The organism is Paenirhodobacter sp. CAU 1674, assembly GCF_029222945.1.
Lineage (GTDB): Bacteria > Pseudomonadota > Alphaproteobacteria > Rhodobacterales > Rhodobacteraceae > Rhodobacter.
Map to the genome: position 1 here is coordinate 80,326 of NZ_JARHUH010000003.1, position 11,152 is coordinate 91,477.

The following is an 11,152-nucleotide window of genomic DNA, read 5'->3' on the forward strand; positions in this document are numbered from 1 at the left end:
GTTGTCAGATGGTTGCGGTGCAATTTGGGAGGATAGGGAGGATAGGGAGGATAAATCCGACCTACGCATATGCGCGCGCGAGACAGAGGCGGCGGAGGGTTTTGACACTCTCATATGCGATAGTATGAAATCATCCTCCCTATCCTCCCTATCCTCCCAAATAGGAAAGCAAGTCATTGAAATAACGGGAAAAGGATTAGCGCAGTTTTGGTTGATTATCCTCCCATTTCTGACGGCTATCCTCCCTATCCTCCCACGCAAGACGATCTAAATTCAACATGTAGGCGGAAAGAGAGCATAGGGCACAATATCATGGAAAACTGGCGGTCAAAAACTTTTGAACTCGGTTCTGAGCGACTGAGAGCAGAGGATCAGCGCGTTGCAGACCTGAAGGCTGCAGCGATGCCGCCTGCATCTTGTGGCCCTGCGATCCAGCCTGCGCCAGCGCGAGGTGCGTTTTGGGTGTTCCAGCCGGTCGAATTGATGCCGAAGGGGGTGGATGGTTGGGAGGCGCACCCTGCCGGATATCGTGGCCGCGATGCGCTTGCCGCGGCTGACGTGTTCGATGCCATGATGGAGAGTGCGCGGCGTCGTGGTGACAAGGTGCCTCCGCTCACGCCGGGCCAGATCGCCATCGGGCGGCACTATCGCAACCTGGTCGAGCGACACGATTCCGGTGGCATCAAGCTGTCATCGCTTGAAGCCGGGCGCAGTGGCAGTGGTGGAGGTGCGCGCGATATCATGGATGTGCGGCTGAGCGAAGCGCGCGAGCTGGACACGCTGCGCAAGCGGATCGGTGCTGGCGTGGCAATGGAGGTCAGGCGTGTGCGGCCATCAAAGCGTGGCGGTGCGGCGCGCGGCATCATCATGGATCGCGCGTTGGTCGACGCCGTTTGCCTTGGTGGGCTGACGTTCAGTGAGGTGCTGAGATCCTATGGATGGGCATGCAAGGGTGAGCACAGAGATTCCCTGCGCGGCGCGCTGAGTGCGGCCCTTGATCGGATGCAGGGGAATTTGCGGTGATGTGGACAAAGGGTATTGACGCTTAAGTCCGTCTCGGGCACATTCATTGCCATGATCACGAATAGCGCCCGGCGGGAACAGACCCGACCGGGCGCTTTAAATTGGTGCATCATGCCAGCCCATATGAATTGGGTCCTTCCTGAAATTCGAGTCTATGCGGGGGCGCAAAGGGCATGTGTTTCGCATCTCTAAACCAATTGGGAAGCCTAAACCGAAAACCTAAACAAAGCTGAGGCCATGCCTAACCTAACCACCACCGAGCTTGCGAACCATCTGGGCGTCAGCAAGGGGCGGGTCAGCCAGTATGTTTCGGAGGGCAAACTGGACGGGTGTTATTCTGGTGATGGCCGTGCCCGTCGGTTCGACCTGGCGCGCGTGGCAAATGCTCTTGGTCGCGTCCTCGATAAGGGGCAGATGCTTGGAAACGGGGCAGATACCCGGAAGGCCATTTCAGAGATCGTCGAGAACAACCAGTCGAAACAGATTAGGGATGATGCGCGCAGGACTGGCGCCGGAGCAACAGAACTGCTGACGAACGATCCAGATCGTTACGAGATGGCTCGGACGCTCAAGGCCGAGGAAGAGGCGCGTTCGCTTCGTCGACGAAATGAACTGGAAGAAGGCAACTATGTTCTGGCCTCAGAGGTGGAGCGCAATGTTGCAAAAATACTTGCGCAAGAGATTGCGGAATTCGAGGTCGTTCTGCGGGATGGATCGCGCATGGTAGCAGATCGCCTGGGTGTGGACTTCAAGGCTGTCAGGAAGATCATGGTCGATGCATGGCGTGATCACCGGACAAAGCGCTCTGTGGTTCTTGGTCATCAGGCAGACGCATCGGAAATGTCTGATGTAGAGCGTGACGCGGATATCTGATGGGGTTCCTGTCATCGGCATCTGCTGTCGTGGCCCGCGCCGCGGCGGCCGCGATGTTTCCGCCACCGCCGCCTGACATCACGCGCTGGTGCGAAGAGAACATCGTCTTCGACGAGCGCTCGCCAATGCCTGGGGAGTTCAACATCGACCGGTTCGCGTTCCTGCGCGAGATCCACGAATGCCTGAGCCCGGAGCATCCGAGCCGGGAAGTGACAGTTCGCGGATCTGCGCAGTGGGGCAAGACGGTTTCGCTGATACAGCCGACCATCGGAGCGTGGCATGAATACACGCCGCTCGACTCTCTGGTCGTGCATCCCACGATGTCGTCGGCGACGGAATGGGTCGATAACAAGTGGTTACCGATGCGTCGTCAGGCGCCTGGATTGCGTGCGATCTTTGGCGATGGCCGTGGAGGAGACAACAAGGACGCGAAGTTCAACCAGGAGACGCTGAACCGGAATGGTTCTCTCAAGGTCGCTTCGGCCGGTTCCCCGGCAGACCTGACTGGAACGTCGCGGCGCCTGGTCGTCATGGACGACCTTTCAAAGTACGAGATGACAGACAAGGGCGACCCGGAGGCTCTTGCTGTCAGCCGTGCATCCGGTTTCGAGGATGCCAAGATATTCCGGGTCTCGACATCACTGATCAAGGGAACATGCCGCATCACGCGGGCATTCATGCGATCAGACCAGAGATATTACCATGTTCCGTGCCCGCATTGTGGCAACATGGCGCCGCTGACCTGGGAGAACTTCAAGGCCTCGATCGACCCTGAGCGGTTGCACGCGGCGCATTTCACCTGCGAGGCCTGCGGAACTGCCATAGAGCACTCCGACAAGGAGCGCATAGTGCGCGCCGGGAAATGGGTGCCGCGCAATCCGCGTGGTGACCATCCCGGGTTTCACCTGTGGCGCGCCTATGCCCCGCAGCGGGACTGGGCATCGATCGCGGTTGAGTATGCGCAGGTGATGGGGTGGACGCGGCTGGAAGTGTCGCAGCAGTCGGAAGAGGCGGTCAAGGCGCAGGTCGAAGCCGAGACGGAACAGACATTCTGGAACGATGTCCTTGGGCTGCCATATGAACAGGCGACCAAGGGCCCTGACTGGGAGCTGCTGCGCGATCGCGTCGAGAATGCGCCAGATGGAGAGATCCTTCCGCGTTCGGTTCTTCCGGCGACGGGCGTGATCGTGACGGCCGGCGTAGACTGCCAGGCTGATCGAACCGAAGTTCATATCGCCGCTTTCGGTCGGAACATGCGTCGGTGGGGCGTAGATTACATCGTGATCCCGCATCACATTGGCGAACGGGAGTGCTGGGAAGCGCTCGATGCGCTACTCAAGGCGACGTGGCGGACAGAGCTTGGATTGAAGCTTCCGCTCGACGTGATGGCGATCGACGTCGGCACGTTCACGGATGATGTCTGGTCATTTGCGAAGCGTCATCCGTGGTCACGGGTGATCCTGGTAAAGGGCAGTCCAAGCCAATCTGGGCCGGTGATGGCGCCGATGAAATTCGAGCGGCGCAAGGACGGCAAGGCGAAGCGCTCGCAGAAGCGGGCTTACATGCTGAACGTGTCGCAGCTGAAGGCAGATTTCTACGGCTGGTTGCCGAAGGAGGACCCTGCTGAGCGCGGGTTCTGCAGCTTTGCGAAAGGGCTTGGGGACGAGTATTTCCGGATGATCAGTTCGGAGGTCCGTGTCCTGAAGCGCTCGCGATCCGGGGTGGTGACAAGTTCCTGGGAACTGGTCGAGCCCACCAGGCGCAACGAAGGCCTGGACACCATGCTTTACGCCGAAGCTGCGGCGCGTCGCAAAGGCTGGTCGCACATGACGGATGCGGCTTGGGATCAGCTGGCGGCTGAGCGCGGAGCGGCGCCGCAAGAGCCGCAGGGTGACCTGTTCGACGCAACGGCGCAGGTCGTTGCTGTTAAGGCCGAGACCGTGCCAGCAGCCCGGAATGTGACGGTAGAGAAACAACGCAAATCACAAGCGGATGATTGGCTTGGTGGACGAGGGAGCGATTGGTGATGGCAACGACCATAGATGAGAAAATCGCAGCCCTTGAGGAGGCGTTGGCGAGTGGGGAGCTGACCGTCGAGTATGACGGGAAGCGGATCACCTACCGCAGCACGCAGGAGCTGATGACCTCGTTGAACTATTTTCGCGGGGTAAAGAGCAGCCAGTCTCGTGGCACGAGTGTGCGCGTGAGCATCGGCGCATTCGGGGGCTGATGTGTTCCAGCAATTGATGAAGGCAATCGCGCCTGGCGTCGCCGCCACGCGCGCTGAAGACATGCTTCGCCTGCAGATCGCAGAAGCGCGATCTGTTCATGTGCAGCGCCTGCTTGGTGATGTGCGGCGCGACAAGTTCAATGCGGCAGCAACTGGTGGGCGGTTCGCAGCATGGTCACGGCCTCAGACATCGGCCAATACAGAATTGCAGGCAGCACTTCCTTTCCTGCGCGCAACGTCGCGGGATCTGTCGCGCAACAATCCGTTCGCCTCCCGCGCGCTGCGTGTTCTTTCGGCGCATGTGGCCGGCACTGGCGTTCGTCCGCGTGCAGACCTGTCGCGGCTGGAAGAGAGGGACCGCAAGGCCGTATCGCTGCAGACCAAGGAACAGTGGGACCAGTTCGTCGAGAACTGCGATCCGACCGGCAGAACGGATTTCTACGGGCTGCAGCGGCTGGTGACAAAATCCGTGGTGGAAGGCGGCGAGGCGCTGGTGATCTGGACGCCGCGGGAAATTGGCGGTCGGATGCGCTGGCGCTGCACCGTGGTTGAGGGCGACTACCTCGACCACAACCGCAACGGCGACGTGACCGGAGGTGGTCGGATCGTCCAGGGTGTCGAGTTCAACAAGTGGGGCGAGCGCGTCGCCTACTGGCTGTTCAACGGTCACCCGGGAGAGCGTTTCACCGGGATGCGCGGCCTGGAATCGCGTCGTGTTCCGGCGCAGTTCGTGGATCATATCTTCGAGATGATGCGGCCCGGGCAGGCGCGCGGAATTCCGTGGTTCGCACCGGTCGCGACGCTGATGCACGATGTCGAAGGGCTGGCCGAGGCCGAGCTGGTGCGCAAGAAGCTGGAAGCCTGCATCAGCATGGTCATCAATAATTCGCACGATGATGGCGAAGGCACTGGCGGCAGCCTGTCGCCAATGACGGACGATGCCGGGGCGATCGTCAAGGACGCATCCGGAAACCCGATCGAGCGGATGCAGCCCGGCATGATCGTCGAGGCACGGCCCGGTTGGGGCGTCGAGTTCAACGCGCCGCCTGCATCGCCCGGTCTGACGGAACATATGCGCGAGCGGCTGCACGCGATCGCGGCGGGGATCGGCGCAACCTACATGCAGATCACGGGCGATGTTTCGCAGGCGAATTATTCATCCATGCGCGAAGGCCGGATCGAGTTCGAACGACTTGTCGATGTCTGGCAGGACGATCTGATGATCATGCAGATGGGGCGACCGGCGTGGCGCCGCGTGATGTTTGCGGGTCAGCAGAACGGCACGGTTCAAGACATGCCGATGGTTGCGACGGAATGGACGCGCCCGAAGCGTCCGTGGGTCGATCCGCAGAAGGACGTGACCGCATCGATCAAGGAGATCGAGGCAGGCCTTTCCAGCCATCAGGAAGTGATTGCCCGCAAGGGGCGCGACCCGATGGCCGTGCTGGATGAACAAGCGGCATGGAAAGAGGCCCGTTCTGAACGCCGCCTCGATAGCAACGGAGAGAACAATGGCAAAGCATGAGCGCGCGCTGACTGCGGCTGATCTGGAGAGTGCGCGGATCGTCCAGCGGGTCGATCTGAATACCGTGAACTCAATCGATGTGGAGGCGCGCACGATCGAGGTCGTGTTCACCACGGGCGAGATCATCCCGCACTACATCCAGACGCCGCGCGGATGCGAGCGCGTGCTGACCCGCATCATGGTGGGCGAAGACACCATCATGCTTGACAAGATGCCGGGCCAGCCGGTGCTGGATTCGCACATGGACTATTCGGCGCGCCAGGTGATCGGCGTCATCGAAGAGGCGTGGGTCAAGGATGGCAAGGGCTTCGCCCGCCTGCGCTTCAGCGCTGCGGATGATGTCGCGACAACCTGGAAGCGCATCGAAGAGAAGATCCTGCGGAACTGTTCGCTGGGGTTTGCGATCCGCGCGGCAGAGGCCGTGATGGAGGACGGGCCGAATGGCCCGGTTGAGATCTGGAACCTGACCAAAGTCGAGCCCTTCGAAATTTCGATGGTGCCGATCGGTGCAGATTCCGGTGCGAAGGTGCAGGCGCGCGACGCCGGCCAAAATGTAACCATCGACGCAGAGGAGAATTCCATGTCGAAGGAAAACACGCAGGGTGCCGCTTCGTCGACGGTTGCGGCCCAGACCACGCTGGTTCAGGCGCCCGACGCCTCGGCCATCCTGAGGCAGGAGCGCGAGCGCGTTGCTGCAATCCGTGAGGCGGGAACGTCGCTTGGGATCGAAGAGTCGGTTATCCAGGCGGCTGAAAAGAGCGACGTGACCGTCGATGCGTTCCGCGCTGACGCCATCAAGCAGTTCGCAGCACGTGGTCAGGCCGCAACGGCCGGGATCGGCGGTGCGACGGCGGCTGCTGTGGTGACGGCGGATGCCACCGAGCGCTTCGTGCAGGGGGCGACGCTTGCCCTGATGGCCAAGGGCGGGCTGAAGAATGGCGAGCGCAACGAGTTCTCGGGCATGACCATGGCCGAACTGGCGCGCCAGTCGCTGGTTCTGCGCGGGGCTAAGCCCGGCGCCGACCGGATGCAGATGATCGGCCTTGCTTTCACCCAGGCCGGTTCGCATACCACCAGCGACTTTGCCAATATCCTGGCGAATGTCATGGGCAAGGGTGCGCTGCAGGGCTGGGAAGCCGCTGTGGAGACCTTCGAAAAATGGACCCGTTCCGGCACCCTGACCGACTTCAAGGCGACCAAGCGCGTTGGCCTTGGTCTGATCGAGTCGCTGCCGAGCGTCGCCGAGGGCGCCAACTACAGCTACGGCACCATCGGTGATCGCGGCGAGACCATCGCGCTTGCGACCTATGGCAAGATGCTGAAAATCACCCGCCAGGCGATCATCAACGACGATCTGTCGCTGCTTACCGAGGTGCCGCGCAAGATGGGCATGGCGGCCAAGCGCACGATCGGAAACCTGGTCTATGCGATCCTGACCGGCAACCCGACCATGTCGGACGGAACGGCCCTGTTCCATTCCAATCACAAAAACCTGGCTGCATCCGGGGCGGCGCTGAGCGTCACCAGCCTGTCGGCTGCGCGCACGGCTATGCGGACCCAGAAGGAAGACCCGACCAAGGCTGACAGCCCGGCGCTGAATATCGCCCCGGCCTACCTGGTTGTGCCGTCCGCGCTGGAAACCATGGCGGTGCAGCTGATGAACTCGATCGTGGACCCCACTGCCAACAAGGGCCACGCCACCAACCCGGTGGCCGGCATGGCCGAAGTCGTCACCGATGCGCGTCTCGATGCGGCTTCGGCGGTGTCGTGGTATCTGGCTGCGAACGGCAACATCTTCGATACCATCGAAGTGGCCTACCTCGATGGCATCAAGGAACCCTACATCGAGCAGAAGGACGCCTGGACGACCGATGGTGCCGAGCTGAAGGTGCGCATCGATGCCGGGGTTGCCCCGCTCGATTTCCGCACCCTTTACAAGAACCCCGGCGCGTAATCCGCCGCTGGCATGGTGAACTGACGGCCTGCGGGAGCTGGCCGTTTCCATTCCCTGATTCAGGAGAAATCAGATGAAGAACTATGTGCAAGGCGGCGATCTGATCGCCGTGACGGCTGCGGCTGCCGTAGCATCCGGCGCTGGCGTGAAGATCGGATCGCTTTTCGGTGTGGCGCAGAACACGGCTGCGATCGGCGACAGTCTCGTGCTGGTCACGACCGGTGTCATCGATCTGGCGAAGGCCGGTTCCGAAGCCTGGACGGTGGGCGCTGACATCTACTGGGACGATACGGCCAAGGTCGCCACCACCACCGCGACCGACAACACCAAGGTCGGTGTTGCGGTTGCCGCGGCGGGCGCGGCGGACGCGACCGGCCGTCTGCGCCTGAACGGGTCGATCTGATCCAATGAGCGCCTTTTCCCGTGCCGTCGATGCGGCCTTCCGCAATGTGGATATCGCATCGGATGCCATCTACCAGGTCGGCGGCGCGGGGCTGCAAACGAATGTGCGCGTGATCCTGAGTTCTCCGGATCGGGTCGCGCAGTTTTCGTCCGGGCGGTTCGTGGTCGATAGCGTCGGGCTTGAGGTCCGCGTCGCGGACGCGCCCGAGCTGGCCGTCGATGACATGTTCATCATCGGGACCGACACATATGTGGTGATCGGGGCTCCGGAGCGAGATAGCCAGCGCCTTGTCTGGTCGGCGGAGGTCAAACTTGCGGTTTGATTTCGGATCAACCGGTGATCCAGAGGCCATGATGGAAGCCGAGGTTCGGTCTGCCGAGGTTGCTGTAACGCGCGGCGTCCGGGCGGCTGGTGCTGGCCTCAAGGCGCAATGGCGCGCAGACGTGATCGGATCGGGTCTTGGAAAGCGTCTTGCGAACAGCATCCGGGCCCGCAATTACCCTGGAACCGGTGAGAGCATCGGGGCGGCTTCGCTCGTGTTCAGCAATGCATCGGAAATTCTGGATGCGCATGATCGCGGCTCCTTGATCCGATCCAAAAACGGGTTCTGGCTGGCGATCCCGACCGAGGCCGCAGCGCGGTTGCGTGGCGCTGGAAACAAGCGCGTCACGCCGCACATCTTCGAGCAAAGAACAGGCCTTCGGCTGCGTTTTGTCTATCGACCCGGAAAAAGCGGTCTGCTGGTGGCCGACCAGGCGCGCGTCAACACGAAGGGGACGGCTGCCATGAAGCGGGGCCGTCGCCGCAAGGACGGCATCCTTACTGGCGAGGCAAATGTCGTGGCCTTCATCTTGGTGCCGCAGGTCAGGCTGCGCAAGCGCCTCGATCTGAACAAGGCTGCCACTGCCTGGTCGGAGCGCCTGCCGGGGCTGATCGTCGACAACTGGAAGGAATCTGGTCGTGCCTGACAGCAAGAGCGAAGAGGTCATCAAGGCCCTGCTTTCCGTGATCGAGGATGGCGCCCCGGTTGGTGCATCTGTCGTGCGCAATGCCACACTTCCGACGCGCATCCCTGATGGTGGCTGGATATGCCTGCGCGATGGAGACCCTGGCCAGCCAGAGGTTCTGCTGTCGCCGCCGCTCTACATCTATGAGCACCGCGCCGAAGTTGATGTTGTCGTCGAAATGGGGTCGGCGCTGGAAAATTTCGGCACGGATGTGCGCGAGGCACGCTTTGACGAAATCAAGCGGGCCATCGGCACTGCCATTGCCGCGGATCGCACGCTTGGCGGTCTGTGCGACTATGTCATCGGTGAAGCGCCGACGCCTGTCGAAATCCCCGTCGATGGGGCCGAATACCTGAAGGCGGCCACCATCGGCATCGTTCTTACCTACGGCTCGAGCGACCCTCTGGCCTGACCCTCATCACGAAAGGATATCAGCATGGCACGCGCGCAAGGCGCCCGCGCCCAGATGGCTCTGGGCTTCGAGTCGGTCTATGGCACCCCACCTGCATCCGGCAACTTCTGGAAGGTGCCGTTCGTATCGTCGACGCTTGGCAGCGAACAGCCGCTGCTGAACTCGGATCTGCTGGGCTTCGGCCGCGATCCGCTGGCGCCGATCAAGGATGCGATCACCACGGATGGTGATGTGGTCATCCCGCTGGATAGCCGCTACCTCGGCCTCTGGCTCAAGGGCCTGTTTGGCGATCCCGTCACCACTGGCGCGAGCGCGCCTTACAGCCATGAATTCCGGTCCGGCGGCTGGACGCTGCCCAGCATGGCGATCGAACTTGGCAACCCGGATGTGCCGTCCTATCGCATGGTGGCAGGTGTTCGTGTCAACAGCATCAGCTGGAACATGCAGCGCTCGGGCCTTGTCACGGCCACGGTGAACTGCATCGCTCAGGGGGAAACTCCGGCGGGATCGAGCGCAGTTGGCACCATGGATGAGCTGGCGCTGACGCGCTTCGGGTCGTTCAATGGCGAGATCAAGCGGAACGGGTCGCTTCTCGGGTCCGTGGTCTCTGGCAGTGTGACCTATACGAACAACCTCGACCGTGTGGAGACGATCCGTTCGGATGGCAAGATCGAGGATGCGGACCCGTCGATCGCGGCGCTGTCCGGCGAGATCGTGGTGCGCTTCGCGAACACCACGCTGCTTGACCAGGCCACGGCCGGAACGGATTGCGAGCTGTCTTTCGGCTATCCGCTCGACGCAAACAACAGCCTGATCCTGACCGCGCATTCGGTGTTCCTGCCAAAGCCGCGGCTGCCGATCGAGGGGCCCGGCGGGATGCAGGCAACGTTTGCCTGGCAGGCCGCGCTTGACAGCGTCACCGGTCGCATGGCGACCGTGACGCTGGTCAACGACATGGCAGACTTCAACAACCCGGCATAACGGAGCGCCCATGCGTCTGAACCTTTCGCCAAAGACCGAACGTTACGTTCTCATTCAGGGTCAGGATCAAGATGCCGGTATCGCCATCATGGCGCGCCCGGCACTTTCCGAGGTGCTGGAGGAGGCCAAGGCCGATGCGGCAATGCTTGGGTTCGTGGATGACCTGCGCGCAATGGAGGCATCCGACGATCATGACATCACCCCGGCGCTGCTGAAGGCCAAGGGCAAGTTCGGGCTGCTTTTCACCAAGGCCATTGCGCGTCTGGTGATCGAAGGCTGGGATGGCGTCGAAGATCCTGACGGGAGCGTTGCGCCCGTGACCCCCGATCGCGTCGATGCCTTTCTGGATATCCCGGTGATCTACGATGCATTCACGGCGCAGTATCTGTCGCGCTGGCTGACCGTGCAAACCGAAAAAAAAGGCTCTGCGCCCTCGCCGAATGGCACTTCGGCGGCGGCGCGGAATACTGCCGTGCCTGCGGGAAGACCTGCCCGGAGTGCCCGCAGCGGAAAAACCGCCCGGAAAGTATAGAGGGAAAACAGGTCTGGTCGTTGGTCAAGCAGCTTGGCGGCCAGTTCCGGGTTTCGTCTGGCCTCGGGGCGGTCGTTACCGGGATCGACATGAACGCGGCCTTTGCGATGGCGGAGGCCCTTGGGATCGACCGAATGGCCGTCGCCGTCTTTCTGCCGGCGATCGAGGCAGTCGCCGTCCAGAAGATAAACGATCAGAACAGGCAGGATTGA

Annotated in this window: 13 protein-coding genes; all 13 read left to right on the forward strand. The window is 61.7% G+C overall.

Features of this window, described 5'->3' with window-relative positions; all coding sequences use genetic code 11:
* Positions 1-312: 312 nt before the first annotated feature.
* The 13 genes from P2G62_RS04850 to P2G62_RS04910 all read left to right on the forward strand — a co-directional run bounded on the left by P2G62_RS04850 (position 313) and on the right by P2G62_RS04910 (position 11,152).
* The gene (locus P2G62_RS04850) at positions 313-1,023 is read left to right on the forward strand and encodes a hypothetical protein (protein ID WP_275733751.1); all 711 of its coding nucleotides are present in this window, start codon (positions 313-315) and stop codon (positions 1,021-1,023) included.
* A 237-nt stretch (positions 1,024-1,260) separates the two neighbouring features.
* Complete coding sequence (locus P2G62_RS04855) at positions 1,261-1,896, forward strand: hypothetical protein (RefSeq protein WP_275733752.1); 636 nt, start codon at positions 1,261-1,263, stop codon at positions 1,894-1,896.
* Positions 1,896-3,923 carry a terminase gpA endonuclease subunit gene (locus P2G62_RS04860; protein WP_275733753.1) on the forward strand — a complete coding sequence of 676 codons (2,028 nt, stop codon included), beginning with the start codon at positions 1,896-1,898 and terminating at the stop codon, positions 3,921-3,923. Before P2G62_RS04855 ends, P2G62_RS04860 begins: the two co-directional genes overlap by 1 nt.
* Positions 3,920-4,126: a hypothetical protein gene (locus tag P2G62_RS04865; protein ID WP_275733754.1), complete on the forward strand. Its 207-nt coding sequence runs from the start codon at positions 3,920-3,922 to the stop codon at positions 4,124-4,126. Before P2G62_RS04860 ends, P2G62_RS04865 begins: the two co-directional genes overlap by 4 nt.
* 1 nt (position 4,127) lies before the next feature.
* Positions 4,128-5,651 carry a phage portal protein gene (locus P2G62_RS04870; RefSeq protein ID WP_275733755.1) on the forward strand — a complete coding sequence of 508 codons (1,524 nt, stop codon included), beginning with the start codon at positions 4,128-4,130 and terminating at the stop codon, positions 5,649-5,651.
* Positions 5,638-7,605 carry a prohead protease/major capsid protein fusion protein gene (locus tag P2G62_RS04875; RefSeq protein ID WP_275733756.1) on the forward strand — a complete coding sequence of 656 codons (1,968 nt, stop codon included), beginning with the start codon at positions 5,638-5,640 and terminating at the stop codon, positions 7,603-7,605. The genes P2G62_RS04870 and P2G62_RS04875 overlap by 14 nt, the downstream gene beginning before the upstream one ends.
* 73 nt (positions 7,606-7,678) lie before the next feature.
* Positions 7,679-8,008, forward strand: a complete 330-nt coding sequence (locus P2G62_RS04880; RefSeq protein WP_275733757.1) for a DUF2190 family protein — start codon at positions 7,679-7,681, stop codon at positions 8,006-8,008.
* 4 nt (positions 8,009-8,012) lie between these two features.
* Positions 8,013-8,330 carry a hypothetical protein gene (locus tag P2G62_RS04885; RefSeq protein WP_275733758.1) on the forward strand — a complete coding sequence of 106 codons (318 nt, stop codon included), beginning with the start codon at positions 8,013-8,015 and terminating at the stop codon, positions 8,328-8,330.
* Positions 8,320-8,976 carry a DUF6441 family protein gene (locus P2G62_RS04890; RefSeq protein WP_275733759.1) on the forward strand — a complete coding sequence of 219 codons (657 nt, stop codon included), beginning with the start codon at positions 8,320-8,322 and terminating at the stop codon, positions 8,974-8,976. The genes P2G62_RS04885 and P2G62_RS04890 overlap by 11 nt, the downstream gene beginning before the upstream one ends.
* Positions 8,969-9,427, forward strand: a complete 459-nt coding sequence (locus P2G62_RS04895) for an acyl-CoA transferase (RefSeq protein WP_275733760.1) — start codon at positions 8,969-8,971, stop codon at positions 9,425-9,427. Before P2G62_RS04890 ends, P2G62_RS04895 begins: the two co-directional genes overlap by 8 nt.
* 24 nt (positions 9,428-9,451) lie before the next feature.
* The gene (locus P2G62_RS04900; protein ID WP_275733761.1) at positions 9,452-10,408 is read left to right on the forward strand and encodes a phage tail tube protein; all 957 of its coding nucleotides are present in this window, start codon (positions 9,452-9,454) and stop codon (positions 10,406-10,408) included.
* Positions 10,409-10,418: 10 nt separating this feature from the next.
* On the forward strand, positions 10,419-10,940 hold the full coding sequence (locus tag P2G62_RS04905) for a hypothetical protein (RefSeq protein WP_275733762.1): 522 nt from the start codon (positions 10,419-10,421) through the stop codon (positions 10,938-10,940).
* A gap of 20 nt (positions 10,941-10,960) precedes the next feature.
* Entirely contained in the window at positions 10,961-11,152 is a 192-nt protein-coding gene (locus tag P2G62_RS04910) for a hypothetical protein (RefSeq protein WP_275733763.1), read from the forward strand.

Coding starts and splice junctions, on each gene's coding strand:
- P2G62_RS04850 (WP_275733751.1), top strand. CDS start 313: ATGGAAAACTGGCGGTCAAAAACTTTTGAACTCGGTTCTGAGCGACTG.
- P2G62_RS04855 (WP_275733752.1), top strand. CDS start 1,261: ATGCCTAACCTAACCACCACCGAGCTTGCGAACCATCTGGGCGTCAGC.
- P2G62_RS04860 (WP_275733753.1), top strand. CDS start 1,896: ATGGGGTTCCTGTCATCGGCATCTGCTGTCGTGGCCCGCGCCGCGGCG.
- P2G62_RS04875 (WP_275733756.1), top strand. CDS start 5,638: ATGGCAAAGCATGAGCGCGCGCTGACTGCGGCTGATCTGGAGAGTGCG.
- P2G62_RS04880 (WP_275733757.1), top strand. CDS start 7,679: ATGAAGAACTATGTGCAAGGCGGCGATCTGATCGCCGTGACGGCTGCG.
- P2G62_RS04885 (WP_275733758.1), top strand. CDS start 8,013: ATGAGCGCCTTTTCCCGTGCCGTCGATGCGGCCTTCCGCAATGTGGAT.
- P2G62_RS04900 (WP_275733761.1), top strand. CDS start 9,452: ATGGCACGCGCGCAAGGCGCCCGCGCCCAGATGGCTCTGGGCTTCGAG.
- P2G62_RS04905 (WP_275733762.1), top strand. CDS start 10,419: ATGCGTCTGAACCTTTCGCCAAAGACCGAACGTTACGTTCTCATTCAG.